Here is a 25,986-nt window from a genome sequence, read left to right on the forward strand (position 1 = left end):
TCGCCCGATACATCGCCCGCGCTACCGGTCTTCCGCCTCCGCAAACACCGGTTCGCCGAGCGTCAGCATCAACCGGTTCGCCCACGCGAAGATCGCGATGGCGTGCGACAGGTCGAGAATCTCCTCGTGCGTCAACCCTTCGGCTTCGAGCGCCGCGATGTCGTGCTCGCCGACCGCGTCCGGCCGTTCGGTCAACGCGATCGCATAGCGGACGATCGCGCGTTCGCGCGCCGTCGTGCCGGCCGTCGCCGGATCGTCGAACACCTGTTCGATCGCATCGGTGCGTTTCGCGAGTTGCGCGAAGCGCTGCGCATGCACCGACGCGCAGTACACGCAGCCGTTCACGCGCGATACGGCCGTGCTCGCCAGTTCGCGCTCCGCGCGCGACAACTCGCCGGGGCCGTACATGATCGCGTTGAACACGGCCGAGCGCTGCCGCAGGATCTCGGGAAGATGGACGAGCAGCCGGTAATAGTCGGACGTTTTCGCTTGCGGATGGCTCGCTTCGAGCACCGCGAGCTGATCGGGCGTCGCCGTGTCGAGCGGCACCGTGTCGAGCCAGGCACGCCAGCCGAGCGTATCGGACGTGAAGCCGTGGGCGGCAGTCGTCATGCGGCCTCCTTCGCGGCACGTGTCTGAAGCGCCCGCGCGGCAGCGGCGACGCGCAACTGATACGCGACGAACGCGACGAGCTGCGACAGCGCGACGATCGCGGGCGTCGTGAGTCCGGCCGACTTCAACGCGTCGAGGTCGGATGCGCGCGCGTCGGCCGGCGCGTGCGTCAGGCGCTTCGCGTGCAAGAGGGTTGCGCCGAGGCGTCGAGGTAGCGCGTCGAACGCATCGGCATCCGCGCGTTCGATGTCGTCGAGCGTACCGCCTGCGTCGAGCAGCCGGGCGCGATAGATGTCGGCCAGCGCGTGCGCATTCGACTGCCGCGCGACATACCGTGCCGCATGCAGCCGTTCGATCGGCGAAAGATCGGGCAACGCGGGATCGAACAGCGCGGTTTCGCTCAGTTGCGTCGGCAGCCGCACCTTGTCGCGGGCGCGGCGCAGCGTGGCGACGGCGTCGCCTTCGCGCAGGCCGGCTGCCGCGTCGATCGTATCCGGCACGACGGCCGGCGTGATGGAGTCAGTCATCGTTTCGGTTTTCCTTCGTCGTCAAAGTGATCGAGGGCATCGGCGTCGCGCCATTCGTCGCCCTGCAACTCCGCGTTCGCGTAGGCGACGAGTGCGTCGTAGTGGCGCTCGCGATCGGCATCGAACAACCGGCTCGCGATGCCGCGTGCCAGCCGCTGCGCGCCCGCGCTGATGGCCGGGATATCGCCTGACAGCTTGCCGTGGCTCAGGCTCGCCGCATGGTTGAAGCAATGGATTCGCGTGACGGCCGGGCAGGCGCCGCGCTCGCGCTCCTGGAATGCGAACGCGGGGCCCAGATCGGGCGACTCGGCCAGCTCGTCGAGCCACAGCGCCGGGTCCGGCCGATAGCGATCCTTCCAGCGCCGCACGTGTGCGCCGAACGACGCGAATTCCTCGCGCGTGGCCCAGTCCGAATGAAACCCCGTCGCGAAGATCAGGAAGTCGACCGTGTAGCGGCCGCGCGGTGTCGTCACTTCCAGCCCGTCCGCCCGGTCGGCGAGCGTGTCGATCGGGCTGCGCGCATGGAAATGCGCGTGGCCGTGGCGCGACACGCGCAGTACGCTGTCGCGCGGCGGTGGCGTTTGCGACGTCAGCGCGTAGTGCATGAAGCGCCACTTCGTCGCGTCGTCGAGATCCGCGTAGCCGTGCACGAGCCCCGGGCTGCCGATGCCCGTCAGCTTGTTGATGCGCGGAATGTCCGCGCGGCGGAAGAACAGGTCGACGCGGGCGGCGCCGGCTTCGAGTGCGGTGCCCGCGTTGTCGAACGCGGACGCGCCCGCGCCGACCACGCCGACGCGCTTGCCCGCGAGCGCGGCGAAGTCGATCGGCTCGGACGAATGGGCCCAGCGCGTGCGCGGCGCGCGTTGCGCGACGGGCGGCACGTACGGACCGCCGAGCCCGTCGCGGCCGGTCGCGAGCACGACGTGCCGCGCGAGCAGCGTCCGCGCTTCGCCGTTGCCGCGCACGTCGAGCGCGAGCAGCCCGTCGTCGCGCGGGCGCAGCGCGACGAGCGTCGTGTCGTTGCGCACCTGCAGGTCGAGCACGCGCCGATACCAGCGCAGGTAGTCCATCCATTGCGGGCGCGGAATCTTGTAGAGCGCGTCCCATGCGTCGCGGCCGTATTGCGCTTCGAACCATGCGCGGAACGTCAGCGCGGGCAGGCCGAGCGCGGGGCCCGCAAGCTGCTTCGGAGAACGCAGCGTCTCCATCCGCGCGAACGTGACCCACGGGCCTTCGTAGCCGGCCGGCGCGCGATCAATCACGCACTGGTTGTCGATGCCGAGCAGGCGCAGCTCGGCGGAGGCCGCGAGCCCGGCCATGCCGCCGCCGACGATCGCGACGTCGAGCACGCGCGCGCCGTCCGCTTCGCGCGGCGGCACCCACGACGGCGCGGGCAGGTCGAGCCAGCGCAGGTCCTGCGCGAGCCGCGCTTCGAGTGCGTCGAGTGCGTCGAGCGGGGGCGTCATGCGGCCTCCGGGCGCGCGCGGCGAGTCCGTGCCGGGCGAGGCGGGCGCGTCGCGCGATCGGTGCGCAGCCGGTCGCCGCGCAGCAGCGCGTCGTGCGCGGCGGCGTCGTGAAAGATCACGTCGTCGAGCAGCGCGCGCGTCGTGCGATGCAGCGCATCGAGCAGCGCATCGACGGCCGCCGTGCGAGCCTTGCCGGCCGGTGTTGCGACGCCGAATGCGAACGGGATGTCGACGTCGAGCGGGCGCGCGACGACGCCGGCCACCGGCAGCGCGACGCCCGTGGCCGGATCGACGATGCCGATCCCGATGCCCGCGCGCGCGGCCATGACCGCATTCAGCGACGCATTGGTTTCGATGAATACGCGCGCCTCCACGCGCGCGGCGGCGAACGCCGCGTCGATTCGCTGGCGCAACCGGTGCCGGTTCGCGACCGTCACGATGCGGCGCCGCGCGAGGTCGCGCAGCGCGATGCGCGGCTTTGCCGCGAGCGGGTCGCCGGCGGGCAGCACGGCCACGCACGGTGTCTGCGCGATCCACTGCACGTCGAGCCCGGCATGCGCCATCGGCAGCGTGAGCACGCCGACATCGGCTGTGCCGGCCAGCACCTCGTGCACGACATGCTCGGCCGATTCGCTGCGCAATTGATAGTGCGGCGCATGCGCACCGTCGGGCAGCGCGGCGAGCGCGGCCGGTACGAGCGTGGCCGCGAGCGACGGCGTGGCCGCGATGCGCACGGGTTCGGCGCTTTCGTCGCCGAGCGCGCGCGCCCGCGCCTCGATCGCGCGCAGGCCGATCAGCGAGCGTTCGACTTCCTCGTACAGCAGGAACGCGCGTCGCGTCGGCGTGACGCGAGGGCCATGTCGGTCGAACAGCGCGTAGCCAAGATCGGCTTCGAGTTCCTGGATCTGCCGCGTGACGGCCGGTTGCGAGCGGCCGAGCAGTTCGCCCGCGCCGGTCACGCTGCCGGCCGACATGACCGCGGAAAAGGCTTCGAGTTGATGCAGCTCCATGACGCGTTCCGATGATGCAATTTGCGCATTGTAGGAGTGCGAGCATGCGCGATTCATATAATGATTTTTGCTATCGACAGCGGGAAAACTGCAAAGCGCGCGGCCGTCGCGTTGGCCCACCGTGTGCGCATGCGCGCCGGTTGCGCGGGGTGACGGGAACGAAACGTCAATCGAATCAACGCGATGCGATGGGTGTGCGCACGTCGCTCGATGGGCGACGGATGGCCGACCGTTCACGAGCGTCGCCTGCTTCGCGCCGCATGCGATATCGATATGCGCAAAACTTCGTTGGATCGTCCTGAACCGGATGGTTACATGCCCTCACTCTTTTCGACCGACTGAAGCTGGGGGACGCATGAACGTTTCGGGGAACGACGCGCGCGGCGCATGGCGACGCGTACTGGGCACGATGGCGGCGCTCGCTGCCGCATGGGGCTTGTCGACGGGCGGCGCGCTCGCGGCCGGCGTATCGGGCGAGCCGGTGGTGATCGGCGTGAGCGGGCCGCTCACGGGCCAGGACGCGCAATACGGCGAGCAGTGGAAGCGCGGCTTCGATCTCGCGCTCGACGAGATCAACGGCAGCGGCGGCATTCACGGCCGGCCGCTCGCGATCGACTTCCAGGACAGCCGCAGCGACCCGCGCCAGGCGGTGGCGATCGCGCAGAAGTTCGTCGCCGATCCGCGCATCGCGATCGAGCTCGGCGATTTCTCGAGCGCGACGTCGATGGCCGCGTCGCCGATCTATCAGCGTGGCCAGCTGGTGCAGTTCGGCTTCACGAATTCGCATCCGGACTTCACGAAGGGCGGCGACTATCTGTGGAGCACCGCGCTGAGCCAGGCCGAGGAACAGCCGCTGCTCGCGCGCTACGCGGTGAAGGCGCTCGGCTTCAAGCGGATCGCGGTGCTGTACCTGAATACCGACTGGGGCCGCACCAGCAAGGACATCTTCGCGAAGGCCGTGACCGGGCTCGGCGCGCAGGTCGTCGCGGCCGAAGGCTACCAGCCGGCGGAGAAGGATTTCCGCTCGACGCTCGTGCGGATCGGCGCGTCGCAGCCCGATTCGATCGTGCTGATCTCGTACTACGCGGACGGCGCGCAGATCGTGCGCCAGGCGCGCACGTCGGGCGTCGCGCTGCCGATCGCGGCGGTGGGCTCCGTGTATTCGCCGAAGTTCCTCGAACTGGGCGGCACGGCGGTCGAAGGCGTCTATACGGAATCGAACTTCTTTCCGGCCGAACCGCGCCCCGAGGTGCAGGCGTTCGTGCAGCGCTATCGTGCGAAATTCCACGCGGATCCCGATTCGTTCGTGGCGCGCGCCTACGATGCGCTGATCCTGTCGGCGGAAGTGCTGCGCCGCTACGGCACGACGCGCCAGGCCGCGCACGACGGCTTCGCGAAGGTCAGCGACGTGCCGAGCGTGATCTTCGGCAAGGTGCGCTTCGATCCGCAGACGCGCCGCGTCGCGGGCGCGCGCACCGTGTATCTGGTCGTGAAGCAGGGGCAGTGGGCGCTGTGGGACGGCGCGAAGCCGCAGCTCGCGGCGCGCTGAGCCCGACATGAACCGCCTGCACCTGACGGACGCATCGTGATGGCTTCCTGGCTCGACTACACGCTCAACGGCCTCATCGTCGGCAACATCTACGCGCTGCTCGCGGTCGGGCTCGCGCTGATCTTCGGCGTGTCGCACCTGATCAACTTCGCGCACGGCTCGGTGTACATGGTCGGCGCATTCATCGGCTGGCTGTGCCTGACGCGCTTCGGGCTGCCGCTGCCGCTTGCGCTCGCGGCGGTGGTCGTCGGTTGCGGCGCGCTCGGCATCGCGATCGAGCGGATCGGGCTGCGGCCGCTGCGCCATGCTGCGCGCATCGCGCCGCTGCTCGCGACGATCGGCATCAGCTTCATCCTCGACCAGCTCGCGCAACTCGCGTTCGGCGCGGATCCGCGCGCGGTGCCGACGCCGCTGCCCGACTGGCACGTGCGGATCGCCGGCGCGACGCTCGGCTCGCTCGACCTGCTGATCGCGGGCATCGGCCTCGCGGCGGCTGCGCTGCTGTACGGCTTCCTGCGCTTCACGCGGCTCGGCTGGGCCGTGCGCGCGACCGCGCAGGATCGCGACGCGGCGCTGCAGATGGGCGTCGACGTCGACCGCGTGAACCAGACCGTGTTCGCGATCGCGTGCGCGCTCGGCGGCGTGAGCGGGCTGCTGGTCGGCATGTACTACAACAGCATCGATCCGGCGATGGGCTTCCAGGCGACGCTGAAGGGCGTCGTCGCGCTGCTGATCGGCGGGCTCGGCAACGTGCCCGGCGCGATCGCCGGCAGCCTGCTGCTCGGTCTCGTCGAAAGCTACGGCGTCGCGCTGTTCGGCACCAGCTATCGCGACCTGTTCGCGTTCGGGCTGCTGATCGTGTTCCTCGTGTGGCGGCCGAACGGCTTGTTCAGCGCGAACCGCGCGCTGCCGCCGGAGCCGATGACGGGCACCTTCCTCGCCGCCGCGAAAGCCGTGCGCGTGCCGCGCCCGGTGCTCGTCGTGCTGATCGCGGCGGCGGCCGTGCTGCCGTGGCTCGGCGCATCGCCTTACGTGCTGCAGACGCTGACCAACGCGTGGCTGTACGGGTTGCTCGCGCTGAGCCTCACGCTCGTCGCGGGCACGGTCGGGCAGATCTCGCTCGGCCACGCCGCGCTGCTCGTGATCGGCGCGTATGCGTCGGCGCTGCTGTCGTCGGATCTCGGCTGGTCGCCGGCCGTGACGATTCCGTGCGCGGGCGCGGTCACGGCCGTGCTCGGCACGCTGCTCGTCTATCCGGCATTCCGGCTGCGCGGGCATTACGTGTCGATCGCGACGCTCGGCATCGGCGAAGTGGTGAGCCTCGTGATCCTGAACTGGGACGGCCTGACGCGCGGCCCGCTCGGCATCACCGGCATCGCGCCGCTGCCGTGGGCGACGACCGCGCGCGCCGTGTACTGGTTCACGCTTGCGGTGCTCGTCGTGTTCGCGCTCGTGCAGGTGCGGCTGCTGCGTTCGCATCTGGGCCGCACGCTGCGCGCGGTGCGCGAGGACGACGTCGCCGCGCGGGCGCACGGCATCGCGCCGAACCGCTACAAGGCGATCGCGTTCGGGGTCGGCGGCGTCGCGGCGGGCGTGAGCGGCGGGATCGCCGCGCACCTGTACAGCTACATCAATCACCAGACCTTCGATTCGCAGGTGTCGATCCTCGCGTTGACGATGGTGATCCTCGGCGGGCTCGGCAACGTGCTCGGCGGCATCGTCGGCGCGATCGCGCTGATCGGGCTGCCCGAGCTGTTCCGTTGGGCGGCCGACTACCGGATGCTGATCTACGGCCTCGTGCTGCTGCTGCTCGTCCGGTTCCGGCCGCAGGGCCTGCTCGGCACGGTGTGAGGAGGAATGCGATGACGACCACTCGACCCCTGCTCGACGTGCAGGGCCTGACACGCCGTTTCGACGGCGTGACCGCGCTCGACGGCGCGAGCCTGACGCTCGCGGACGGCGAGCTGCTGAGCGTGATCGGCCCGAACGGCGCGGGCAAGTCGACGCTGTTCAACCTGATCGCGGGCGCCGACCGGCCCGATGCCGGCCGCGTGACGTTCGACGGCCGGGACATCACCGGCACCGCGCCCGAACGGCTCGCGGCGCTCGGCATCGCGCGCACGTTCCAGCACGGCCGCGTGTTCGGCAACCTGAGCGTGCTGGACAACGTGCTGATCGGCGCGCATGCGCGGCTGCGTGCGGCGCGGCCGGGCTGGCCCGCGCTCGGCGCGGCTGCCGAAGTGCTGCGCGCGCTCGTGCGGCCGGCTTCGGTGCGGCGCGAGGAGGCCGAACTGCGCGAAGAGGCGCGCGCGATCGTCGCCGGGTTCGGCGAACGGCTCACGCCGCGCATCGATCATCCGGCACACAGCCTGTCGTATGCGAACCGGCGGCGCGTGGAGATCGGCCGCGCGCTCGCGCTGCATCCGCGCCTGCTGCTGCTCGACGAGCCGACGGCCGGGATGAACGAGACGGAGACCGCCGAGATGCTGCAACTGATCCAGTCGCTGAAGGCGCGCGGCCTGACGATCCTGCTGATCGAGCACAAGCTCGAACTCGTGATGCGCGTGTCCGACCGCGTGATGGTGCTCGACAACGGCGTGAAGATCGCCGAAGGCGCGCCGCGCGACGTGCGGCACGATCCGCGCGTGATCGAGGCCTATCTCGGCCGCCGTCATGCGGGCGGCCCGTCGGCCGATCGTGCCGCGCAGGCGGCTGCATGAGCGTACTTTCTTCGAGACCCGATACGACCATGACGGACGCACTGCTGAAACTTGAACACCTCGACACGTTCTACGGGCCCGTGCAGGTGCATTTCGACGTGAACGTCGAAGTCGGCCGCGGGCAGATCGTCAGCCTGCTCGGCGGCAACGCGAGCGGCAAGTCGACGACGATGAAGCTGATTCTCGGGTTGATGCGGCCGAAGCGCGGCGTCGTGCGTTTCGACGGCGACGACGTGACGGCGCTCGCGACGCCGCAGCGCGTGCGGCGCGGGATCGCGGCCGTGCCGGAGGCGCGGCGGCTGTTCGGCGACATGAGCGTGCGCGAGAACCTGCTGATGGGCGCTTACACGCGCGGCGATCACGCGGCGGTGACCGACGACTACGAACGCGTGCTCGATCTGTTTCCGCGCGTACGCGAGCGGCTCGCGCAGCGCGCGGGCACGCTGTCGGGTGGCGAGCAGCAGATGCTCGCGATGGCGCGCGCATTGATGGCGCGGCCGAAACTGATCTGCATGGACGAGCCGACGATGGGATTGTCGCCGCTCTACGTCGACAAGGTGCTCGAACTGATCGACGCGATCAACCGGCAGGGCGTGACGGTGTTCATGGTCGAGCAGAACGCGAGCCTCGCGCTGGAGATCGCGCACTACGGATACGTGCTGCAGACGGGCCGCGTCGTGCTGGAAGGGCCGGCGAAGGCGTTGCTCGACGACGAGCGCGTGCGCGATGCGTATCTCGGTGGGGAGGCGGTGGCGGTGTAGGGGGCCTTTGTTTTACGCGTGATTCGCGTGCGGCGTCGCCGGCCGCGGAAACGTCAACACCACCGCAAATCCGCCCGCATCGGGAAACGCGAACCCGACGCGCCCGCCATGCGCCTTCATCACTTCCTGCACGATCGCGAGCCCGAGCCCCGACCCCGTGCGCCGCTCGCTGCCGTCCGGCGCGATCCGAACGAACGGTTGCAAGGCCGCGTCCCAGTGCTCGCGCGGCATCCCGCGCCCGTTGTCGGTGACGGTCAGCGTCACCGCCCGATCCGCGTTGCCTTGGGTTGCGACCGACACGACGATGTCGTCCGCGTGGCCGTGCAGCAGCGCGTTGTGCAGCACGTTCGACAGCGCTTCCTGAAGACTGATCGCATCGCCGTCGATCCATGCATGCGGCGCGTCGCTCGCGAACGCAACGGCCACGTCGCGCTCGCCGGCGAGCGGAATCGTGCGGCCCAGCACCTCTTTCGCGAGCGCGACGAGTTCGACGGGTTGCAGCGGCACGGCCTCGGTGCGATGAATCACCATCGCATGATTGAGCAACTGACCGGTGAGCCGGCCGACGTCCGAACAGGTCGCGCGCAGCGCATCGAGCCGCGCCGCGCGGCGCGCGGGATCGGCCTCGCCGTCGAGCAGCTCGATCTGCGCGTCGAGCCGCGCGAGCGGCGTGCGCATCTGGTGGGCGGCGTCGGCGATGAAGCGCTGCATCGCGTTGATCCGCTCGGCGAGCCGCCGCATCAGCCCGTTGATCGACCCGATGATCGCGTCGATCTCGCTCGGCGTATCGACGGCCACGGGCCGCAGGTCGGCCGGGTCGCGCGCGGCGATGATCGTACCGATCCGCGCGAGCGGACGCAGGCCGCGCCGGATCGCGAGGCCGCTCGCGCCGATCGCGAGCACGCTCATCAGCAGGATCAGCGTCCACACCTTGATGCTCATGTCGTTCGTCAGCTGCTGGCGCGCGTTGGTTGTCTGCGCAACCGTCACGAGCGCCCAGCCCGGCGTGCTTTCCTCGGGCATGTAGCGCGCGATCGTCGCGGTGCGGATCGGGTGCCCCTGGTAGACGGCATTCGCGAACGCGGGGCCCTGCTTCGCGGCGGCGAGCGTCGCGGGGCTCGCGAGATCGTTGTAGCCGGCCACGACCACGCCGCGCGAATCGACGACCTTGTAGTAGACGAGGTCGTAGCGCGACAGCGTCGACAGCGCGGCGACCGGCGGATTCAGCGCGAGCACGCCGCCTTGTACGTAGAGGTTTTCCGCGACCTGGATCGACGCGCCCGCCAGCAACTGGTCGTACGCGCGTTCGGCCGCGACGCCCGCGTAGTAGCGCGCGATTGCCGCGAGCGCGAGCGCGCCGGTCGCGACGACGAGCGCGATGAACAGCAGCGTGCGCCCGAACAGCGTCTTCGGGAACCAGTCAGTGCGCGGCAATCTGATACCCCATTCCGCGCGCGGTGCGGATCTCGACGGAGCTGCCCTGCAGCTTCCGGCGCACGCGCGTCACGTATTGCTCGACCGCGTTCGCGGTCGGCTCGTTGCCGAAGCTGAACAACTGATTCAGCAGTTCTTCCTTCGAGAAGATGCGTTGCGGGCGGCTCGCGAGGATTTCGAGCAGCGCGAATTCCTGGCGCGACAGCGATAGCGGCCGGCCGTCGAGTTCCGCGAGGCGGCTGCTGCGGTCGATCGCGAGGCCGCCGAGCGTCAGCACGTCGTTCGCGTGACCGCTGTTGCGGCGCAGGAGCGCCTGCACGCGCGCGTCGAGTTCGCGATAGTCGAACGGCTTCACGAGGTAGTCGTCGGCGCCGAGGCCGAGGCCGCTCACGCGGTCGTCGATCGCCGAGCGGGCGGTGACGAGCAGCACGGGCGTCGTGCTGCCCGACGCGCGCAGGTTGCGCAGCACGGTGAAGCCGTCCATGCCGGGCAGGTTCGCATCGAGCACGACGAGATCGAAGCGCTCGACGCGCAGCAGCCCGTGCGCGGTCGCGCCGTCGGTTTCGAGATCGACGGCGTGGCCGAGCCGGGCCAGGCGGCTGCGGATCGCCGCGCCGATTTCCGCATCGTCCTCCACGACGAGAATGCGCATGGTGCCGTTTGCAGGTAGGTGGATTAGGGGTTTTCCCGGGGCCGGGATGTCAGCATTTTCTCAGACTCGGTCGATAACCTGTGTCGAGCCGGAAGCAGGATGCAAGGACGGCATTAATACCAGAAATATTCAAGGAGACGGCAACATGCAGCATGTCACGGGCACGACGAACGCGCGCCGCGGCGCCACGCCGGCCTGCGCGTGGCCGCTGGCCGCCCGCCGCACGGCGGCGTGCGCATGACGATGTCGCCGCGCCGCCGCGCACTGATCGCCGCCGGGCTCGGCGTGCTCGCCGCGCCGGCTCGGGTGCGCGCGACGCCGCGCACGGTGCGGATCTCGAAAGGCTATGGCGTGCTGTACCTGCCGCTGCTCGTGATGGAGAAGCAGCGGCTGTTCGAGCGGCATGCGGCGCGCCACGGCGTGCGCGACGTCGCGGTCGAATGGGTGCTGCTCGACGGCGGCAATTCCGTCAACGACGCGATGATGGCCGGCACGCTTGATTTCGCGGGCGCCGGCGCGCCGGGGTTCATCGAACTGTGGGCGCGGGCGCGCGGCATTCCGAACGTCGAGGTGATCGGCATCAGCGGGCTGTCGACCACGTCGCTGTCGCTGAACGCGAACCGGCCGGGCCTCGTGTCGCTGCGCGAGTTCACGCCGTCCGACCGGATCGCGGTGCCGGGCATCCGCACGTCGCTGTCGGCGGTCGTGCTGCAGATGGTCGCGAGCCGGCAGCTCGGCGCCAGGCATTTCGCGCAGCTCGATTCGATCACCGTGAACCTGCCGCATCCGCAGGCGATGCAGGCGCTGATCCGCCGCGAGAACGGCGTGACCGCGCATTTCACGTCGCCGCCGTTCTCGACGCTCGAATTGCGGCAGCCGGGCATCCATCGCGTCGTGAGTTCGGTCGACGTGCTCGGCCCGCTGACGCTCGACGTCGTGTTCGCGCCGAAGCGGCTCGTCGATACGCAGCCTGCGCTGGCCGTCGCGTTTCTCGGCGCGCTCGACGAAGCGAACCGCCTGATCGCGCAGGATCCGCGCGCGGCGGCCGCGCTCTACGCGGCGTCGTCGGGCGTCGGCGTGTCGCACGACGACGTGATGCGGATGCTCGCCGCGCCCGACACGCGTTTCTCGGTGCTGCCGAACCAGCTGATGGACTACGTCGAATTCCTGTATCTGGCCGGCACGATCAAGGCGAAGCCGCGCGCGTGGCACGAGATGTTCGCGCCGATGCTCGACGACTACCGGTCGGGTTGAGCCGCGTCCGCCGCGATCCGATTCCATTCGTCGAACCACCCGACGCCGGCGCGTTCGTCGCGCGCGGCGCCGTTTCAACCGATATGCAACCGATTCACGCAAGGAGCCTGAAGTGAACGCTACCGATACCCTGGACCCCGCGTCCGCCGAAGAACGGCGCATCATGTCGAAGATGGCGCGGCGCCTGATGCCCATCCTCGTCGTGATGTTCCTGATCGCATTCATCGACCGGCAGAACGTCGGTTTCGCGAAACTGCAGATGGTGCACAGCCTCGGCATGACGGAAGCCGCGTTCGGGCTCGCGTCGTCGCTGTTCTTCATCGGCTACCTGCTGTTCGAGGTGCCGAGCACGCTCGCGCTGCATCGCTACGGCGCACGCGTGTGGCTCGCGCGGATCATGCTGACGTGGGGGCTCATCACGGTGCTGATGGGCTTCACGACGTCGATGCCCGTGTTCTGCTCGCTGCGCTTCCTGCTCGGCATCGCCGAGGCCGGCTTCTACCCGGGCGTGATCTATTACCTGACGCTGTGGTTTCCGCAGAGCTACCGCGCGAAGGTGCTCGGCATCTTCACGCTCGGCAGCGCGCTCGCGAACATGCTCGGCTCGCTGGTCGGCGGCGTGCTGCTGAGCCTGAACGGCGTGTGGGGGCTGGCGGGGTGGCAGTGGGTGTTCGTCGCGACGGGCATTCCGGCGGTGATCGTCGCGATCGTCGTGTTTCGCGTGCTGCCCGCGTCGTTCCGCGAAGCGCCGTTCCTCGACGAGCGCGAGAAGCAGATCGTCGCGGCCGCGCTGGAGCGCGAGAAGCCGGCGCAGGCCGAGCACGGCCAGCCGTGGAAGGCGCTGCTCGATCCGCGCGTGATGCTGTTCGCGGCGACCTACATGCTGATGTCGACGTCGCTGTACGGCGTCACGTACTGGCTGCCGACGCTCGTGAAATCGTTCGGCGTGTCGAGCACGACGAACGGGTTCCTGAGCATGCTGCCGTGGGCGCTCGCGGTGGTGCTGCTGCTGTGGCTGCCGGCGAAGCTGCGTCGCGCGAAGAGCATCCTGCGTACGATCGCGATCGTCGCGGCGCTGGGCGCGCTCGGCTTCCTGCTGAGCCTCGTGCTGCCGTCGACGCCGCTGCGCTTCGTCGCGCTCGTGCTCGGCGGCGCGTGCATTCCGCTGCTGTATCCGTGCTTCTGGTCGATGCCGCCGCGCTATTTCACCGGCGCGCGCGCGGCCGCGAGCGTCGCGGCGATCAACTCGATCGGCAACCTCGGCGGCTTCTTCAGCCAGAACCTGATGCCGTTCGCGGGCAAGATGACGGGCACCGCGTTCGGGCCGATGATCGTGCCGATCGTGTGCCTCGCGCTGCTCGGCATCGGCGCGCTGGTCGCGTGGACGCGCTCGGAGCGGGGGATGGTGGCGGCGCGGGCGTGATGGGGGGCGTCGCTGTCGCAGCTACCGCAGCGAAGCCCCGAGCTCGCCATGCCCGACCGGCGCCGGCGACAGCGGAATCTCGACCTCGACCGTCGTGCCTTCGCCGAGCGTCGTCGCGATCCGCAGTGTGCCGCCGACCAGGTACGCACGCTCGCGCAGCCCCACCAGCCCGAACGAACCCGACTTGCGCGGCACCGCGGGATCGAATCCCGCGCCGTCGTCGCGTATCGTCAGCGCGATCGCTTCGCTGGCGGACACGAGTTCGACGCTCGCGTGCGACGCGGCCGCGTGCCGGGCGACGTTCGCGAGCGCTTCTTGCGCGATGCGGAACACGGCCGTCGCGTACGGCTCGTCGAGTTGCAGTTCGGGCGGCTCGACGTGCAGCGAACAGGCAATCCCGTGACGGTGCCGGAAATCCTCCACGAGCCATTGCATCGCCGCCGCGAAGCCGAGATCGTCGAGCATCAGCGGGCGCAGGTCCGACGCGATGCGGCGCGTCGCGGCCACCGCGCCGCGCGCAAGCGCATGCATTGCCGCGATCTTGCGCGCGAGCGATGCGTCGTCCTGCGGCACGCGGTCGATCAGCCATTCGAGATCGTTCTTCAGCGTCGCGAGCGTCTGCGCCAGTTCGTCGTGCAGTTCGCGTGCGATGCGGCGCTGCTCGGCTTCGCGCGCGCTGGCGCTGATCGCGGCGATCTCGCGCAGTTCCTCGCGCGACGCCTGTAGCGCCCGTTCCGCGCGCACGCGCTCCTCGACTTCGCGCCGCAGGTCGCGGTTCGACGCGCTTAGTTGCGCGGTGCGCGCGGCGACGCGCTGTTCGAGCCGTTCGTTCGCATCGTTCAACTGCGCGCTTTTCTGCGCGACGAGCAGATGCTGGTAGCGCGCGCCGGCCAGCGCGCGCACCGTTTGCGCATGCAGCCGGCCGTTCTCGAACAGCATCGCGAACAGCACGACGCCCGACGCGACGAGACCGTACGCGCGCCCCGCATAGAAGCCGAGGTCGAAGCGGCCGTGATTCAGCATCGACGACAGCGCGATGTCGAACAGCCACGCGACGAGCACCGTCATCACCCACAGGTCGAGCACCGAATGGCGGCGCCGCTGCCGCCACATCAGCATCAGCGCGACGAGGTTCAGCCCCCAGACGACCGTGATCGCGTTCGTCATCGTCGCGGTCATCCGGTTGCCGCTCATGATGCGCGGCAGCAGGTCGTGGCCGGCGGTCGCGAACAGCGCGAGCGCGACGGTCGCGCCGACCGCGGCCGCGATGCAGAGGACGACCGGAATCGCCGCGCGCCGCTGCGGGGCCGGGGCCGGGCGCCCGCGCGGCGTCGCGCGCAGCAGCGCGTACGCGGCGACCGACAGCGGAAAGCCGCCATGCCAGAACAGGTACAGCCAGGCGGTGGTCTGTTCGCCGGCGCCGAGCAGGCCGGTCGGCGCGAACAGGCCGGGGAAGGTCAGCATGTGCGTGCCGGCCATGAACGCCGTGAACAGGTAGCCGCCCGCCAGCACGAGCAGCGGCTTCTCGCGCAGGATCGCGTACTGGCCGAGCAGCAGGCCGGCCGTCACCATGTCGTTGACGACGATCGCCGACTGGTACACGGGAATGAACGCGCCGCCCGGCGCGAGCGGCAGGGCCGCGAACGGCGCGAGCGCGGCGAAGATCACGGCCGAGACGAGTACCGTCGCGAGCGCGAGCCGCCGCTCGCGCCGGCCCGGCGGCAGCGACGACATGAACAGGCGTGAGGTGTCCGGATCGTCGTCGTCCGGCGGCGGCGGTGCGGGCGGGAAGCGGAAGGTGGCCGTCATGCGTCGTCGGCGTCGAAGTCGAGATCGTGGCGCACCGCGTAGCGGATCAGCGCGGCTTCGTGCGGCAGCGCCATCTTCTCGAGAATCCGCGTCTTGTACGTGCTGACCGTCTTCGCGCTCAGCGCGAGTTCGGACGCGATCTGCGTGACGGTCCGGCCCGCGACGATACGGTGCATCACGTCGAGCTCGCGCGCGGACAGTCGCTCGTGCGGCAGCGCCTGAGCCGGCTCGTGCAGCGTGTGAGCGAGGCTTTCGGCTGCGGACGGGCTCACGTAGACGCCGCCCGCCGCCACCTTGCCGACGGCCTCGACGAGCTCGGCGGTCGCACTGTCTTTCGTCAGGTAGCCGGTGGCGCCGGCCTTGAATGCGCGTGCCGCGTACTGGGTTTCCGCGTGCATCGTCAACACCAGCGTGCGCAGCGACGGCGCATGGCGCCTGACCAGCCGGATCAGCTCGATGCCGGTCGGTGCGGGCATCGACAGGTCGAGCAGCAGCACGTCGGCGGCGGCGCGCTCGGCCAGCGCGAGCGTGCCCGCGCCGTCGCTTGCCTCGCCGACGATCTCGAAACCGCCGGCCCGCTCCAGGATGTGACGCAGCCCGTCCCGCATGACTGCGTGATCGTCAGCCAGAATTACCCTGATCATCTTCCAGCGATCCTCTTCGGGATGACGCCGCGAATTGCTGTCCGGGTTGTCGCCGCGGCCGTTCTTCTGATCAATATATGCCCCCGGACCCGAAAACGGTACGCGTTCGCGAAATTTTCGGGAGGGTTGATCGCGGACTGTGCACCGCGGCGAAATAATTCACGGGAAAGCATACCGTGCGCAGCCCATGCGAATCAGGGTATTCCCGGTGGTCGTTGCCGCCGGCTCGGGCCCGCGCGGCAGCGCCGGAACCACCCCGCGAACCGTTCCGATTCGGGACTAAACTGGTGCCCGATGCCACCCGCGCGAACCGAGGAGCCCCTGCAATGATCGACCTTGCCGATATCCTGCCGTCCGCATTGCCCGCCGCCGTCGCGTGGGCCGAAGCGGAGGCGGCGCGCGGGCTCGCGCTGGGGGCGCCGCTGACGCCGGCGCAAGCCGACGACGCGCGCACGGTGGGCGTCGTGCAAGCGGACCGGATCCGCGTGGTGGCGGTCGACCGCATGCCGTTTCCCGACACGCCGACGCTCGCTGCGATCGCCCGCGACACGGGGCTGCTGTCGCCGGGGACGATCGGCCTCACGCTCGGTCACGCGGTGTACGTGCTGCGCGGGCAGGACACACGCCGCCTGCTGACGCACGAATTCCGGCACGTGCATCAATACGAGGCCGCCGGCTCGATCGGCGCGTTTCTTGCGCGCTATCTGCACGAGATCGCGACGGTCGGCTACCGCGACGCACCGCTCGAGGCCGACGCGCGGCAACACGAGTTCGATTGATCCCTGACCCCGCCACCGGCGCGAGCGTGCGCATGTCGCGATGAACGTATCCGATCCCCCTGCCGGCCCGCCGTTCGCGCGCCGGGCCGCCCCGTCCGGGAGTGTGCGATGAGCGACACGATCCACGCGTGGATCGGCGCGATCGGCGCGCATCCGCTGCTCGTGCTGGCGATCGTGTTCGTGGCCGCCTGCGCCGAGGCGATCGCGCTGATCGGCACGATCGTGCCGGCCGGCGCCGTGATGTTCGCGGCCGGTGCGTTGATCGGCGCGGGCGCGCTCGACGCATGGGCGACGATCGGCGTCGCGGCCGTCGGCGCGGTGATCGGCGACGGGATCAGCTACGAACTCGGCCGGCGTTACCGCGGGATGATCCGCAACGCGTGGACGCGCTTCGGCTATGCGAGCGCCTATGCGCGCGGCGAGGAGTTCGTGCTGCGTCACGGGATGAAGAGCATCGTGCTCGCGCGCTTTCTCGCGCCGGTGCGTGCGGTCGTGCCGGTCGTCGTCGGCTGCGCGACGCTGCCGCGCCGGTCGTTCTATCCGGTCAACGTGATCTCGGCGCTCGTATGGGCGCCTCTCCACATCGCACCCGGCATCCTGTTCGGCGCGTCGGCCGCGCTCGCCGCGGCGATCAGCGTGCGGGTCGCCGCGATCCTGCTGGTCGTGGCCGCGCTGGTCGCGCTCGTATGGATCGGCGTGCGCGTCGCGCTGCGGCGCGGCTGGCCGTTGTTGCGCCGCGCGCTCGCCGAAGCCGTGCATGCATGCGTGCGCCGCTGGCCGCGGTTCGGCGCGCGGCTGCACGACGGCATCGCGTACCTGCGCGGGTTGCCGGGCGCGGTGCCCGTGCTCGCGCTGTTGTTCATCGGCTGCGTGTGGCTGTTCGCGGGGATCGTGCAGGACGTCGTCGCGAACGATCCGCTGATGCATGCGGACATCGCGCTGTATGCGTTCCTGCAGAACCTGCGCACGCCGCCCGCGGACGCCGCGATGAGCGCGCTCGCCATCCTGCATGGGCACGACACGGGGCTGATCGTCGCGGCCGCGTTGCTCGTCTGGCTGATGATCCATCGCTGCTGGCTGACGGCCGCATGGTGGCTCGCGACGGTCGGCGTCGCCGTCGTGCTCGTGCCGGCGTTCGGCGCGGGCGTGCCCGGCGCGACGCCCGCGAGCCTGCCGCCCGGTGCGCTGCACGTGCCGCTGCCCGATGCCGACGCCGCCTTCGCGATCCTCGCGAGCAGCGGCCTCGGCTGGCTGCTCACGCGCGACCGGCCCGCGCTGTGGCGCATTCCGGTCGTGACGGCGGTCGTGCTGTGGATCGTGCTCGGCGGCTTCGCGCGGCTGTACGTCGGCGATACCTGGCTGTCGGGCCTGCTGGGCGGATGGAGCCTCGGGCTCGCGTGGTTCGCGTTGCTCGCCGGCGCCTATGCGTACTGGCGCGTGCGCGAGTACGTGCAGCCGCGCGGCGCGCTCGTCGCGGTCGTCGTCGTGCTCGCGACGGCCGGCGTATGGACGGTGCCCGCGCAATGGCAGCGCGATCGCGCGGCGCGTCCGCATGTCGGCGATGTGGTCGCGATGACCGTCGACCAGTGGCTGCGCGGCGGGTGGCAGCGCGTGCCGACGCGGCGCACCGAGATCGGCGGCGACCGCGAGGAATATCTGCCGCTGCAATGGAGCGCGACGTCGGACACGCTCGTCCGTCATCTCGCGCAGGCCGGCTGGCAGCGCGCGACGCCATGGTCGCCGGCCACCGCGCTGCGCTGGCTGGCGCCGCAGGCGCCCGTCGACACGCTGCCCGTGCTGCCGCGCTACACGCATGGCGAAAGCACGCGGCGCGTGTTCGTTCGCGTCGATCCGGCCCACCCGGAAAGCCGCTTCGTGCTGCGGCTGTGGCGTTATCCGTACGTGTTGCAGGATGCGCTCGGCATGCGGCCGCTGTGGTACGGCGCGCTGTATCGCGAAACGCTGCGCCGGCCGGCGCGGCTGATGACGCTCGTGCACACGACGACGATCGACGATGCGGCGGCGATGGCGCACGCGCTGGCGGTCGAGCCGACGATCGCACATCGGCCGGCGGGGACGACGGCCGGGCCGGACGAGATGTTGCTGGTCTGGATGGTGACGCCGTGAATGGGCAGGGCGTGACGTACGCGTCTTACGCGTGCGACGGCTGCGCGGGCACGACGGACAGGCGCAGGCCGACGGTCTTGAGCACCGCGAGCAGGGTTTTCAGCGTCGGGTTGCCGCTCGGGGACAGCGTGCGATACAGCGATTCGCGGCTGATGCCGGCCTCGGCCGCGACGGCGCCGAGCCCGCCGTACGCTTCCGCGACCGTGCGCAGCGCGAGCAGGCCGGCCGCGCGGTTCTCCGGATCGTCGAGCGATTCCATCGCGACGCGCAGATAGGCGACCGCGAGCTCGCGATCGGCGCCGAGTTCGGCGACTTCCGCGTCGTGGTGCGATACCGCGCCTTTGAGCTTGTTCATGTTTGCCTCCGTTTCCAGTTCGACCAGTGTTCCTTCGCGCGCCTGATGTCGTCGGACTGACCGGCCTTGTCGCCGCCGGACAGCAGCAACACCAAGGCGCCGCCGTGCCGACCGAAATACACGCGGTAGCCGGCGCCGACATGGACGCGCAGTTCGATCACGCCTTCGCCGACCGGCTCGCAGTCGCCGAAATTGCCGGCCTGCACACGGCGCAGGCGCTCGCGGATTCGTGCCTGCGCGAGCTTGTCGCGCACGGCGTTCAGCCATTCGGTGAAAGGCTCGCGACCGTCGTCGCGCTGATAGCGAAGCAGTTCGAACCTGGAGGGCATTGTAACTTATAAACTACAAAGAAGTAAATGGAGCGAGACGGTTCGCATCGCAATGGCTCGGTGGCCGACGCGCATGCGGCGTCGCCATGGCTCGGGATGTCAGCGCATGGCGCTCGCTTCCCGGCCGACGATCATTCTTTCATCCGGTATCGCGCGTGACGATTCGGCCAAACGGCCGGTATCGATGGGGCGATGAAGGGGCGCGCGCCGTGGCCGAGCGGCTCGGCTTGGGCGATCCGTCCAGCTTCTCGCAGGCGTCCACGCGTTGACGCGGCGTGCCGCCGGGCGCGTGTCGCGGCGCGACGCCGCGCGGCGTGGCAAGCAGGCGACCCGCGACGAATCGCGGTACGATCGCTCGTTTGCCCGTCTTGCCTGTCTACATCACCGTCACGAGAGCCCCCGCATGATCACGATCCGCCCGATGACCGACGACGATTTCGCGCGCTTCTGGCCGACCTATCGCGCCATCGTCATTGCTCAGGAAACCTATGCATTCGATCCCGACCCGACGCCGGAAGCGGCGCGCGCACTGTGGCTCGACGCGCCGCTCTGCACGTGGGTCGCCGAGGAGGACGGCGTGGTGCTCGGCTCGTATTACCTGAAGGCGAACGCGGCCGGCCCCGGCAAGCACGTGAGCAACTGCGGCTACATGGTGAGCGAGGCCGCGCGCGGACGCGGCGTCGCGCGCCTGATGTGCGAGCACTCGCAGCAAGTGGCGCGCGAGCGTGGTTTTCTCGCGATGCAGTTCAATTCGGTGGTCGCGACGAACGAGGTCGCGGTCGCGCTGTGGCAGAAGCTGGGATTCGAGATCGTCGGCCGGCTGCCGCGCGCATACCGTCACGCGCGGCTCGGCTTCGTCGACTGCTTCGTGATGTTCAAGTGGCTCGGCGACGCGGCGGCCGCCGAAGCCTGAGCAATCCGCCGCTGCGTCAGACGGCGAACGCGCCGTCGAACACGATCCGTTCGTCGAATGCGAGCGTGCCGCGCGCGAAGATCAGGTCGAGATGGTGGCTGCCGTTTTCGCCGCCGCCGAGCCCCAGATGCAGCCCCGGATGGCGTTCCTCGAACCCCGCGTTGCGGCCGTACAGGCCGCGTATGCCGAGGTTCGTGCCGATGCCGAATTCCTCGATGCGCCGGTGATTCGCGTGCCGGTCGAGATAGGTCGAGAAATCGCGCCGGAAGCCCGCATCGTCGGTGTCGAAATCGACGATCGTGCTGTGTTCGACATGCAGCGTCGCGAGCCGCTCGGCCACCTTGTACTTGATCGCGAACGGCACGGTGCCGAGAAACGTGCCGCTGAACACGACCGAGCCGTTGAGGTCGGTCACGTGCGTCGCGATCTCGCCGGGCACGACGTCGAGGTTGCCCATGCCGTCCACGCTCGTCCATTTCCGGTCGGGCGCGAGCGAGCCCGTCAGCGCGTTGCCGGCTTCGTCGACGAAGCGGATCTGCGACGCGCGTGCGGCGGCCTCGATCAGCCGGCCGTTGCGTGCGGCGATGTCGTCGAGCGATTCGGCGAACGCCTCGTCGAGATGCGGGCCGTAATCCTTGAACAACACCGACTTGCTCCAGTGCTCGACGATCGCGGGGCGGATCGCGGCGAGGAACGGCGGCCCGCTCGGCGATGGCGTCGGCAGGCACGACGAGTCGTACAGCAGCACGAACAGGTCGGCGTCGACGAGCGCGGCGGCGATGTCGGCGGGCGGGGTGCTTTCGAGGCAGAGGGTGGTCGCGGCGAGTGAGTCGGGCAGGGCGGAAAAGGCGCGCAACGCGACGTCGCGATTGCGGGTGTCGTAGCCGACCAGCAGTTTTCCCGATTCGCCGCGTGCCAGCTTGTCGCGCAGCGCCGGATGAAAGCCGAGCGCGCGGTGCAGGTTCAGCATGCGTATCTCCGGAAGCGGCGGAAGGGCCGCGGCCCTTCCGCGAGAACGGGTGGCCCGCTCAGACCGGCCAGAGCGCGGTGCCGAACGGCACCACGGCGTCCTCGACCATCATGTCGACGGCCTCGGGGTGCGTGTCTTCCTGCATCCAGTCAAGCAATTCGATCTGCCGAGTTTCCTGCATGTCAATTCTCCTGTGGTGAACATGAGTGATTCAACATGAAAGCGCGGCAAAAATATTGCCGCTCCTCGTTCCGGATTTTGTGAATGCCGGACGAGTGGCGTCGATATTAGTCTGGTGAATTTGCGAATGCAATGTGTTGCAATGTTTTTAGCCATGACATGCTAAACACGAGTCAATGGCGGTTCACATATTGGAAAAGCCGGATAAAACGAGCGACGGATCGCGCATCATTTTTTATTTGAAGAAATCCGGGTCGACGAAATCAATTCGGTCATTTTTAATTTGAATTCAATTGCCTGGATTGATGCGCTTTATGTCATTCGCGAAAACCGCGTGCGCGATCGCCTGGCGCTCGAACCGGCCCGCCGATTCATGTGTCACTCGGCCGATCCGCACGTCATCCCAGCAACGCCTTTCCGATCGCCTTGGTCGGTTCGGAGCGCAGCACCAACGAAGTCGTGACCGCGCCGAAGCGGGCAATCGCGTCGATGAGGGTTTCGAGCTGGCCCGGTGTCGGCACCAGCACCTTCAGCAGAAAGCAGTCGTCGCCGGTCATGCGGTGGACTTCGATGACATGCGGCATCTCGGCGAACGTGCGCAGCGCCGGCTTGATGTGCGCGTGAGTCGTTTTGAGCCGGACGATGGCCATCATGCCCAACCCCAGCGCCGCCGGATCGATCCGTGCGCCGTAGCCGGCGATGATGCCGCGTTCTTCCAGCCGCTTGACGCGCTCCGAGGTCGCGGGCTGCGACAGCCCGATGCGCCTGCCCACTTCCGATAGCGGTGTTCGCGCGTTCTCCTGCAGCGCTTCGAGGATCGCAAGATCCAGGCGATCCAGTGCTTCGTCCGGCATGACGGTCCTCCGGTACCGTTGATTCATCGGCATTTTGTCTCAATAACCGATGACTTGCCATTCCGTGCCGGCCGGCGCGTGGTCACACTCGGGCTTTTCGTTGACGGAGGGCGTGATGGATCAGGCGATCGTGATCGTGCCGGGTATCGGCAATTCGGGACCGGATCATTGGCAGAGTCATTGGGAGGCGATGTTTCCCGGCGCCGCGCGCATCGCGCCGGCTTCGTGGGATGTGCCCGACCTGGCCGACTGGACAGCGGCGCTGGACGAGGCCGTCGCGAACGCCGGGGCGGCCCCGCTCGTGGTTTGTCATTCGCTGGGCTGCTTGTTGTTCGCGCATTGGCATGCGGTGTCGGCGCGCGCGGTGCGCGGCGCGTTTCTCGTGGCCATGCCCGATCCGGCAGGGCCGCGCTTTCCGGTTGCCGCCGCCGCGTTCGCGAACCTGCCGAGCGGTCGGTTCGGGCGCATGCCGGTGCTGGCGATCGCGAGCACGGACGATCCGTACGATCCGTCGGGGCGCGCGCTGGAATGGGTCGCGGAACGGGGCGCGACGCCGCTTCTGCTTGGCGCACGCGGCCATCTGAACGCGGCGTCGGGGTTGGGCGGATGGCCCGAAGGGCGCGCGCTGCTCGCGGCGTTCGTGGCCGGACCCGGGCGGTAGTGCCTGCCAGCGCCGGCTGGCGGGTTTTTGCCGGCGGCGCGCGCCGGTTTCACGGCGGCTCAAGTATGATCGACCGACGGCGGCGAAAGCCCCGGAATCGAACAACGATGGAGACACTCCCGATGCGCGCAGTGCCGCAACCGGAGCGTGCCGGCCGCTCGCGGCCGGACGCCGGCGCAACCGATCCCGGCCGTATGGCCGCGTGGCGGCTCGCAATCCGTCTGTCGCTCGGCAGCGCGATCGCGCTCGGCCTCGCACGCTTTTCGTATGCGCTGCTGCTGCCGCCGATGAAGGCCGATCTCGGCTGGACGTTCGCGCAGGCCGGCGCGCTGAACACGGCGAACGCGGCCGGCTACCTGATCGGTGCGCTGGCCTTTCCGCTGCTGTCGCGGCGCTGGCGCGCGGGCACGCTGCTCGCGGCCGGTTGCGCGCTGACCGCCGTACTGATGGCCGCGGGCGGGCTCACGTCGGACATGCACGCGCTGCTCGCGCAGCGGCTGGCGACGGGTATCGGCAGCGCGTCGATCTTCATCAGCGGCGGCGTGCTGGCCGCGCGGCTCGCATCCGCCGCGCCGCGCGACGCAGGGCTGCTGCTCGGCCTCTATTACGGCGGCACCGGATGGGGCATCGTCGCGTCGTCGCTGCTCGTGCCGGCGACGCTCGTGCATCGCGTACACGGCTGGCAGCCGGCATGGTTCGCACTCGCGGTCGCGTGCGTGCTGTTCTCGGCGGTGGCCGTGTCGGCCGCGCGTCGCATCGAGCGCGTGCATGCGGCGCCGGTCGCACCGGCCGACGGCGCGAAACCGGCAGCGACCGCGAGCCCCGCCCGCTTCGCACTCGCGCTGGCCGGCTACGGCCTGTTCGGCGTCGGCTATATCGGCTACATGACGTTCATCGTCGCGCTGCTGCGCGGCGCGGGGATGAGCGGCACGGTCGTTGCCGCGTTCTACGTGATGCTCGGCGTCGCGACCGTCGTGTCGGCGCGGCTGTGGTCGGGGCTGCTCGACCGGATGCGCGGCGGCCAGGCGCTCGCCGTGCTCGACGCGCTGCTCGGCGTCGCGACGCTGATGCCCGCGCTGTTCGTGCATCCGGCTGCCGCGTTCGCGTCGGGCTTGCTGTTCGGCGCGACGTTCCTGTCGGCGGTTGCGTCCACGACGGCCTTCGTGCGGCACAACCTGCCGCCCGACGGCTGGGCGAAGGGCATCAGCGCATTCACGACGGTCTTCGCGTTCGGGCAGATCGCGGGGCCGGTCGCGATCGGCTGGGTGTCGGACAGTGCGGGGCTCGCGCGCGGGCTCGTGTATTCCGCGCTGACGCTGTTCGCGGGCGCTGCACTGGCAGCCGGGCAGCGCGCATTGCGGGCGTCCGCGTAGTCCGCTCGAACGCGCATGCCGCGCCGCGTGCCGGCATCGTTACCGCACGCAAGCGGTGCGCGAGACGCGATGAAACGCGCGGCTGAAGTAGATGAGGCTGTCGCCGTCGTCGCGCACGCGGATCGACGTCGCCTCGATGAACATCACCGAATGCGAGCCGACTTCCTTCATCTCCGCGATCGTGCCCTGCAGGCTCGCGAGCGCATCGCGCAGCACCGGCACGCCCCGTTCGCCGCGATCCCACACGGGTAGCTCGAAGCGCTGTTCCATCGGCAGGTCGGTGAGCCCCGCGAAGTGTCGCGCGAGCAGCTCGTGCTCGGCCGGCAGCACGTTGATGCAGACCTGACGGTTGCGCTCGAAGGTCGCATGCATCGCACTCGACCGGTTCAGGCACACGAGCAGCGTCGGCGGCGCATCGGTGACGGAGCACACGGCGCTCGCGGTGATCCCGCAGCGGCCGTGCGGCCCCGCGGTGGTGATCACGTTGACGGCCGCGCCGAGGTGGGCCATCGCCTGGCGGAAGGCCTTCTGCGCGTCGGTCGGTTCGACGCGCGCCGGGCGCGGGATATCGGTCGTGGAAGACATGGGCGCTCCTGAGTGGACGAAAGCGGCGAACGGCGCAGCGCGGCGAGCGCAGCGACGGATCGCCGACGATGATCCAAGCGTACGTCGCGAAAATGCGGCCGACCATTCGCACGATTGACGATCGGGATGGCGTTCCTGCCAACGCGTCTAAAGGTTCTACCTAGCTGCGCGTCGCCGCGCGCGAAAAAAACCGCGATGGCGCGTTCGTGCGGCACGTGCAGGGGTTTTCAGCGGGTTTTCGGCTCGTTATGATGTGCCGCACATCCCCCACGCGAACGACGCGCGCGACACGCCGGCCACCGGCCTTGCGTGCGGCGCGTGCGATACCGATACCGATATTCAGCGAGACCCCCCGCGATGACGTCACCCGCACCGATCGTATACATCGTCGACGACGACGGCGGCATGCGGACGTCGCTCGCGTGGTTGCTCGAATCGGTCGGCATCGCGTCCGAGGGCTTCGCGAACGCTGCCGACTTTCTCGCGCGCTTCGACGTGAACCTGCCGGCCTGCCTCGTGCTCGACGTGCGCATGCCCGAGAAAAGCGGCTTCGACGTGCAGGCCGAACTGAATGCGCGCGGCGCGACGCTGCCGGTGATCTTCGTCAGCGGGCACGGCGACATTCCGATGTCGGTGCGCGCGCTGCAGAACGGGGCGATCGATTTCGTCGAGAAGCCGTACAACTCGCAGCAGATGCTCGAGCGCGTGCAGCGTGCGCTGCGGCTCGCGCAGCAGCGGCACGCGGTGAGCCAGCGCCACCGCGAACTGCGCCAGCGGCTCGATGCGCTGACCGCGCGCGAGAAGGAAGTGCTGCGCGGCGTCGTGGACGGCAAGGGCAGCAAGCAGATCGCCTCGGATCTGTCGATCAGCGTGAAGACCGTCGACGTGCATCGCGCGAGCATCAAGGAGAAGCTCGGCGCGACGTCGATCGCCGCGCTGGTGCGCGACGTGATGGTCGTGTGGGGCGACGACGCGGAATCGTCGCGATGAGGTTCGGCG

The 25,986-nt window shown here is 69.5% G+C and carries 26 protein-coding genes; 12 read left to right on the forward strand and 14 right to left on the reverse strand.

Annotated features, from left to right (window positions below; all coding sequences use genetic code 11):
• Positions 1–21: 21 nt before the first annotated feature.
• Genes WS96_RS02850 through WS96_RS02865 form a run of 4 tightly spaced genes read right to left on the reverse strand, consistent with a single transcriptional unit; the run spans position 22 to position 3,615 of the window.
• Positions 22–612 carry a peroxidase-related enzyme gene (locus tag WS96_RS02850; protein ID WP_059830488.1) on the reverse strand — a complete coding sequence of 197 codons (591 nt, stop codon included), beginning with the start codon at positions 610–612 and terminating at the stop codon, positions 22–24.
• Complete coding sequence (locus tag WS96_RS02855; protein ID WP_059830489.1) at positions 609–1,139, reverse strand: CMD domain-containing protein; 531 nt, start codon at positions 1,137–1,139, stop codon at positions 609–611. The genes WS96_RS02850 and WS96_RS02855 overlap by 4 nt, the downstream gene beginning before the upstream one ends.
• Complete coding sequence (locus WS96_RS02860; protein ID WP_059830491.1) at positions 1,136–2,605, reverse strand: NAD(P)-binding domain-containing protein; 1,470 nt, start codon at positions 2,603–2,605, stop codon at positions 1,136–1,138. Before WS96_RS02860 ends, WS96_RS02855 begins: the two co-directional genes overlap by 4 nt.
• Complete coding sequence (locus tag WS96_RS02865; RefSeq protein ID WP_059830493.1) at positions 2,602–3,615, reverse strand: LysR family transcriptional regulator; 1,014 nt, start codon at positions 3,613–3,615, stop codon at positions 2,602–2,604. The genes WS96_RS02860 and WS96_RS02865 overlap by 4 nt, the downstream gene beginning before the upstream one ends.
• A 355-nt stretch (positions 3,616–3,970) precedes the next feature.
• Here WS96_RS02865 and WS96_RS02870 point away from each other — a divergent pair, with 355 nt between their 5' ends.
• The 4 genes from WS96_RS02870 to WS96_RS02885 are packed head-to-tail and all read left to right on the forward strand — an operon-like array spanning position 3,971 to position 8,645.
• The gene (locus WS96_RS02870; RefSeq protein WP_059830494.1) at positions 3,971–5,164 is read left to right on the forward strand and encodes an ABC transporter substrate-binding protein; all 1,194 of its coding nucleotides are present in this window, start codon (positions 3,971–3,973) and stop codon (positions 5,162–5,164) included.
• Between the two features lie 39 nt (positions 5,165–5,203).
• Positions 5,204–7,015, forward strand: coding sequence for an ABC transporter permease (locus WS96_RS02875; RefSeq protein WP_059830496.1), 1,812 nt, complete (start codon positions 5,204–5,206; stop codon positions 7,013–7,015).
• Between the two features lie 11 nt (positions 7,016–7,026).
• On the forward strand, positions 7,027–7,884 hold the full coding sequence (locus tag WS96_RS02880) for an ABC transporter ATP-binding protein (protein ID WP_059830498.1): 858 nt from the start codon (positions 7,027–7,029) through the stop codon (positions 7,882–7,884).
• Positions 7,881–8,645, forward strand: a complete 765-nt coding sequence (locus tag WS96_RS02885; protein ID WP_059830500.1) for an ABC transporter ATP-binding protein — start codon at positions 7,881–7,883, stop codon at positions 8,643–8,645. The genes WS96_RS02880 and WS96_RS02885 overlap by 4 nt, the downstream gene beginning before the upstream one ends.
• Positions 8,646–8,657: 12 nt before the next feature.
• Here the strand turns inward: WS96_RS02885 and WS96_RS02890 are convergent, their stop codons facing one another.
• Positions 8,658–10,079, reverse strand: a complete 1,422-nt coding sequence (locus tag WS96_RS02890; RefSeq protein WP_059830502.1) for a sensor histidine kinase — start codon at positions 10,077–10,079, stop codon at positions 8,658–8,660.
• Positions 10,066–10,731, reverse strand: a complete 666-nt coding sequence (locus WS96_RS02895; RefSeq protein WP_059830503.1) for a response regulator transcription factor — start codon at positions 10,729–10,731, stop codon at positions 10,066–10,068. The genes WS96_RS02890 and WS96_RS02895 overlap by 14 nt, the downstream gene beginning before the upstream one ends.
• A gap of 237 nt (positions 10,732–10,968) precedes the next feature.
• On the opposite strand from WS96_RS02895, the gene WS96_RS02900 reads away from it, so the two are divergent.
• On the forward strand, positions 10,969–11,985 hold the full coding sequence (locus WS96_RS02900; RefSeq protein ID WP_059830505.1) for an ABC transporter substrate-binding protein: 1,017 nt from the start codon (positions 10,969–10,971) through the stop codon (positions 11,983–11,985).
• 112 nt (positions 11,986–12,097) lie between these two features.
• Complete coding sequence (locus WS96_RS02905; RefSeq protein WP_059827948.1) at positions 12,098–13,408, forward strand: MFS transporter; 1,311 nt, start codon at positions 12,098–12,100, stop codon at positions 13,406–13,408.
• 21 nt (positions 13,409–13,429) lie between these two features.
• Here WS96_RS02905 and WS96_RS02910 read toward each other — a convergent pair whose 3' ends face one another.
• Entirely contained in the window at positions 13,430–15,217 is a 1,788-nt protein-coding gene (locus WS96_RS02910; RefSeq protein ID WP_059830506.1) for a sensor histidine kinase, read from the reverse strand.
• Positions 15,214–15,861: a response regulator gene (locus WS96_RS02915; RefSeq protein ID WP_059830508.1), complete on the reverse strand. Its 648-nt coding sequence runs from the start codon at positions 15,859–15,861 to the stop codon at positions 15,214–15,216. Before WS96_RS02915 ends, WS96_RS02910 begins: the two co-directional genes overlap by 4 nt.
• 326 nt (positions 15,862–16,187) lie before the next feature.
• Here WS96_RS02915 and WS96_RS02920 point away from each other — a divergent pair, with 326 nt between their 5' ends.
• Together WS96_RS02920 and WS96_RS02925 are read left to right on the forward strand one after the other, a co-directional pair.
• The gene (locus WS96_RS02920) at positions 16,188–16,640 is read left to right on the forward strand and encodes a hypothetical protein (RefSeq protein ID WP_059830510.1); all 453 of its coding nucleotides are present in this window, start codon (positions 16,188–16,190) and stop codon (positions 16,638–16,640) included.
• 108 nt (positions 16,641–16,748) lie between these two features.
• Entirely contained in the window at positions 16,749–18,767 is a 2,019-nt protein-coding gene (locus tag WS96_RS02925; RefSeq protein WP_059830512.1) for an LssY C-terminal domain-containing protein, read from the forward strand.
• A gap of 25 nt (positions 18,768–18,792) precedes the next feature.
• On the opposite strand, the gene WS96_RS02930 is transcribed toward WS96_RS02925, so the two are convergent.
• Together WS96_RS02930 and WS96_RS02935 are read right to left on the reverse strand one after the other, a co-directional pair.
• Positions 18,793–19,122, reverse strand: a complete 330-nt coding sequence (locus WS96_RS02930) for a helix-turn-helix domain-containing transcriptional regulator (protein ID WP_034205450.1) — start codon at positions 19,120–19,122, stop codon at positions 18,793–18,795.
• The gene (locus WS96_RS02935; RefSeq protein ID WP_059830514.1) at positions 19,119–19,451 is read right to left on the reverse strand and encodes a type II toxin-antitoxin system RelE/ParE family toxin; all 333 of its coding nucleotides are present in this window, start codon (positions 19,449–19,451) and stop codon (positions 19,119–19,121) included. The genes WS96_RS02930 and WS96_RS02935 overlap by 4 nt, the downstream gene beginning before the upstream one ends.
• Before the next feature lie 403 nt (positions 19,452–19,854).
• On the opposite strand from WS96_RS02935, the gene WS96_RS02940 reads away from it, so the two are divergent.
• The gene (locus WS96_RS02940; protein ID WP_059830515.1) at positions 19,855–20,364 is read left to right on the forward strand and encodes a GNAT family N-acetyltransferase; all 510 of its coding nucleotides are present in this window, start codon (positions 19,855–19,857) and stop codon (positions 20,362–20,364) included.
• Positions 20,365–20,380: 16 nt separating this feature from the next.
• Here the strand turns inward: WS96_RS02940 and WS96_RS02945 are convergent, their stop codons facing one another.
• The 3 genes from WS96_RS02945 to WS96_RS02955 form a co-directional block, all read right to left on the reverse strand.
• Positions 20,381–21,334 carry a hypothetical protein gene (locus WS96_RS02945; RefSeq protein ID WP_059830517.1) on the reverse strand — a complete coding sequence of 318 codons (954 nt, stop codon included), beginning with the start codon at positions 21,332–21,334 and terminating at the stop codon, positions 20,381–20,383.
• Positions 21,335–21,392: 58 nt separating this feature from the next.
• Positions 21,393–21,515 (reverse strand): hypothetical protein, encoded by a 123-nt coding sequence (locus WS96_RS34315; RefSeq protein WP_006752127.1) that lies wholly within the window; start codon positions 21,513–21,515, stop codon positions 21,393–21,395.
• A 397-nt stretch (positions 21,516–21,912) separates the two neighbouring features.
• Complete coding sequence (locus WS96_RS02955; protein WP_059830519.1) at positions 21,913–22,368, reverse strand: Lrp/AsnC family transcriptional regulator; 456 nt, start codon at positions 22,366–22,368, stop codon at positions 21,913–21,915.
• 115 nt (positions 22,369–22,483) lie between these two features.
• Here WS96_RS02955 and WS96_RS02960 point away from each other — a divergent pair, with 115 nt between their 5' ends.
• Positions 22,484–23,029 (forward strand): RBBP9/YdeN family alpha/beta hydrolase, encoded by a 546-nt coding sequence (locus WS96_RS02960; protein ID WP_059830521.1) that lies wholly within the window; start codon positions 22,484–22,486, stop codon positions 23,027–23,029.
• Positions 23,030–23,151: 122 nt separating this feature from the next.
• Positions 23,152–24,402: a YbfB/YjiJ family MFS transporter gene (locus WS96_RS02965; protein ID WP_059830523.1), complete on the forward strand. Its 1,251-nt coding sequence runs from the start codon at positions 23,152–23,154 to the stop codon at positions 24,400–24,402.
• A 39-nt stretch (positions 24,403–24,441) separates the two neighbouring features.
• On the opposite strand, the gene hpaC is transcribed toward WS96_RS02965, so the two are convergent.
• Positions 24,442–24,987, reverse strand: a complete 546-nt coding sequence (gene hpaC / locus WS96_RS02970) for a 4-hydroxyphenylacetate 3-monooxygenase, reductase component (RefSeq protein ID WP_059830525.1) — start codon at positions 24,985–24,987, stop codon at positions 24,442–24,444.
• Between the two features lie 357 nt (positions 24,988–25,344).
• Between hpaC and WS96_RS02975 the strand changes: the two genes are divergently transcribed.
• The gene (locus WS96_RS02975) at positions 25,345–25,977 is read left to right on the forward strand and encodes a response regulator transcription factor (protein ID WP_034205443.1); all 633 of its coding nucleotides are present in this window, start codon (positions 25,345–25,347) and stop codon (positions 25,975–25,977) included.
• The last annotated feature ends 9 nt before the right edge of the window (positions 25,978–25,986 follow it).

The organism is Burkholderia sp. MSMB1835 (assembly GCF_001526365.1).
In the GTDB taxonomy this organism is placed as follows: domain Bacteria; phylum Pseudomonadota; class Gammaproteobacteria; order Burkholderiales; family Burkholderiaceae; genus Burkholderia.

Excerpts from the sequence above, each read along its gene's own strand:
- WS96_RS02850 (WP_059830488.1), bottom strand. The coding sequence starts at position 612 with ATGACGACTGCCGCCCACGGCTTCACGTCCGATACGCTCGGCTGGCGT.
- WS96_RS02855 (WP_059830489.1), bottom strand. The coding sequence starts at position 1,139 with ATGACTGACTCCATCACGCCGGCCGTCGTGCCGGATACGATCGACGCG.
- WS96_RS02860 (WP_059830491.1), bottom strand. The coding sequence starts at position 2,605 with ATGACGCCCCCGCTCGACGCACTCGACGCACTCGAAGCGCGGCTCGCG.
- WS96_RS02865 (WP_059830493.1), bottom strand. The coding sequence starts at position 3,615 with ATGGAGCTGCATCAACTCGAAGCCTTTTCCGCGGTCATGTCGGCCGGC.
- WS96_RS02870 (WP_059830494.1), top strand. The coding sequence starts at position 3,971 with ATGAACGTTTCGGGGAACGACGCGCGCGGCGCATGGCGACGCGTACTG.
- WS96_RS02875 (WP_059830496.1), top strand. The coding sequence starts at position 5,204 with ATGGCTTCCTGGCTCGACTACACGCTCAACGGCCTCATCGTCGGCAAC.
- WS96_RS02880 (WP_059830498.1), top strand. The coding sequence starts at position 7,027 with ATGACGACCACTCGACCCCTGCTCGACGTGCAGGGCCTGACACGCCGT.
- WS96_RS02885 (WP_059830500.1), top strand. The coding sequence starts at position 7,881 with ATGAGCGTACTTTCTTCGAGACCCGATACGACCATGACGGACGCACTG.
- WS96_RS02895 (WP_059830503.1), bottom strand. The coding sequence starts at position 10,731 with ATGCGCATTCTCGTCGTGGAGGACGATGCGGAAATCGGCGCGGCGATC.
- WS96_RS02900 (WP_059830505.1), top strand. The coding sequence starts at position 10,969 with ATGACGATGTCGCCGCGCCGCCGCGCACTGATCGCCGCCGGGCTCGGC.
- WS96_RS02910 (WP_059830506.1), bottom strand. The coding sequence starts at position 15,217 with ATGACGGCCACCTTCCGCTTCCCGCCCGCACCGCCGCCGCCGGACGAC.
- WS96_RS02915 (WP_059830508.1), bottom strand. The coding sequence starts at position 15,861 with ATGATCAGGGTAATTCTGGCTGACGATCACGCAGTCATGCGGGACGGG.
- WS96_RS02920 (WP_059830510.1), top strand. The coding sequence starts at position 16,188 with ATGATCGACCTTGCCGATATCCTGCCGTCCGCATTGCCCGCCGCCGTC.
- WS96_RS02925 (WP_059830512.1), top strand. The coding sequence starts at position 16,749 with ATGAGCGACACGATCCACGCGTGGATCGGCGCGATCGGCGCGCATCCG.
- WS96_RS02930 (WP_034205450.1), bottom strand. The coding sequence starts at position 19,122 with ATGAACAAGCTCAAAGGCGCGGTATCGCACCACGACGCGGAAGTCGCC.
- WS96_RS02935 (WP_059830514.1), bottom strand. The coding sequence starts at position 19,451 with ATGCCCTCCAGGTTCGAACTGCTTCGCTATCAGCGCGACGACGGTCGC.
- WS96_RS02940 (WP_059830515.1), top strand. The coding sequence starts at position 19,855 with ATGATCACGATCCGCCCGATGACCGACGACGATTTCGCGCGCTTCTGG.
- WS96_RS02945 (WP_059830517.1), bottom strand. The coding sequence starts at position 21,334 with ATGCTGAACCTGCACCGCGCGCTCGGCTTTCATCCGGCGCTGCGCGAC.
- WS96_RS34315 (WP_006752127.1), bottom strand. The coding sequence starts at position 21,515 with ATGCAGGAAACTCGGCAGATCGAATTGCTTGACTGGATGCAGGAAGAC.
- WS96_RS02955 (WP_059830519.1), bottom strand. The coding sequence starts at position 22,368 with ATGCCGGACGAAGCACTGGATCGCCTGGATCTTGCGATCCTCGAAGCG.
- WS96_RS02960 (WP_059830521.1), top strand. The coding sequence starts at position 22,484 with ATGGATCAGGCGATCGTGATCGTGCCGGGTATCGGCAATTCGGGACCG.
- WS96_RS02965 (WP_059830523.1), top strand. The coding sequence starts at position 23,152 with ATGCGCGCAGTGCCGCAACCGGAGCGTGCCGGCCGCTCGCGGCCGGAC.
- hpaC (WP_059830525.1), bottom strand. The coding sequence starts at position 24,987 with ATGTCTTCCACGACCGATATCCCGCGCCCGGCGCGCGTCGAACCGACC.
- WS96_RS02975 (WP_034205443.1), top strand. The coding sequence starts at position 25,345 with ATGACGTCACCCGCACCGATCGTATACATCGTCGACGACGACGGCGGC.